Origin of the sequence: Mesorhizobium sp. M7A.F.Ca.CA.002.05.1.1, from assembly GCF_003998335.1 — a bacterium.
Lineage (GTDB): Bacteria > Pseudomonadota > Alphaproteobacteria > Rhizobiales > Rhizobiaceae > Mesorhizobium.
Genome location: NZ_RZQI01001182.1, coordinates 1 through 1,478, shown reverse-complemented (window position 1 = coordinate 1,478; position 1,478 = coordinate 1). Strand labels below are relative to the sequence as shown.

At 57.6% G+C, this 1,478-nt stretch carries 2 protein-coding genes; both read right to left on the bottom strand.

Going from position 1 to position 1,478, the window contains the following annotated elements; translation table 11 throughout:
- On the bottom strand, positions 1 to 1,128 hold a 1,128-nt coding region (locus EN939_RS33900), incomplete at its 3' end, for a SpoVR family protein (RefSeq protein ID WP_127271794.1).
- Between the two features lie 9 nt (positions 1,129 to 1,137).
- Positions 1,138 to 1,478: DUF444 family protein (locus EN939_RS33895; protein ID WP_127271792.1), on the bottom strand; the 341-nt coding region annotated here is incomplete at its 5' end.

Sequence of the window (1,478 nt, the reverse complement as noted above, 5' to 3'; positions counted from 1 at the left end):
AAGCAGGACCTCGCGCCAGTTGCCCTGGCCAGCGATGTCAGGGAACCAATCGCGGTCCTCGGCCGTGGGTTTGGTCGAAATGCGCTGAATGTCCTGCATCATGTCGAGGCCGAGAGCATAGGGGTTGATGCCTGAAAAACGCGGATCGTCGAACGCCGGCTGAAAGACCACGTTGGAATGATTGCGCAGGATTTCGAGCATGGCGCCTTCGCTGATCTGGCCGCGGTCGAACAGCATGTTCATCAGCGTATAGTGCACGAACGTGGCGCAGCCCTCGTTCATCACCTGTGTTTGCCGTTGCGGGTAAAAATATTGCGCGATGACCCGAACGATCCTGATGATCTCACGCTGCCAGGGCTCCAGGACCGGGCTGTTCTTTTCCAGGAAATAGAGCAGGTTTTCCTCAGGCAGGTTTAGCGATTTCTTCCGCTCCGGGTCCTGGCCCTTGTCGTTGGCCGCTTGCTGCGAAGGCGGCAGCGTACGCCACAAGTCGTTGTAGGAGCGCTCCTCGTATTCGAGACGCTCGCGAATTCCTTCGCGCTGCCGTTCCGAAGACAGCCTCGGCGGCCGGTGATAGCGAAACACGCCCTGATCCATCAGCGCGTGGGCGGAATCGAGCACAGCCTCGACGGCGGCGAGGCCGTGCCGCTCCTCGCAACGGACTATGTAGCCCTTGGCGAAGTCCAGGTAGCCGAGGATCGCACCTGCATCCGTCCATTGTTTGAACAATTGATTGTTCTTGAAGAAATGATTGTGCCCGAGCGCTGCATGGGCCGTCACCAAGGCCTGCAGGGCCATGGTGTTTTCCTCCATCAGATAGACGATGCAGGGATTGGAATTGATGACCAGTTCATAAGCAAGCCCTCGCCCGCCCTTGCGATAGAGCAGATCCTGGTGGAGGAAATGTTTGCCGAAAGACCAGTGACGGTACATCAATGGCATGCCAATGGACGAATAGGCGTCGAGCATCTGTTGCGAGGAGATGATCTCCATCTGAACGGGATAGGTGTCCAGATGAAGCTCTTCGACCGCAAGTGCCTCGATCGCGTCATAGGCCCGCGACAATGTTTTGAAATCCCAGTCGGACCCCGAAAAAAGCAGGCTGGATTTGCTGGCTTGTCTGACCATCGGGAACCCTCATGCCCGCTTGAGGGAGACCGGCTGCCTGCCGAAAAGCTGGCGAAAGACCGGGTAGATATCGGCGGGCGTAGCGATGCGGCTCATCTGGAAGTTCGGCCATTTCTGGTCGATGGCGTTATAGGCACGCCACAGCGATGTCCCGTTTTCGGTCGAGCCGAAAATATGGGCTTCACGCTCGTCGATGATCTCGACATAGGCAAAATACTGGCACAGCCGCATGAGCTCGCCGTTGAGAAGCGAAATGCATCGCTCTGAATCGCCGGCGAAATTGTCGCCGTCCGAGGCCTGGGCAGCATAGATATTCCAGTCGTGGGCCGGGTAGCGGCTCGCGATAATAC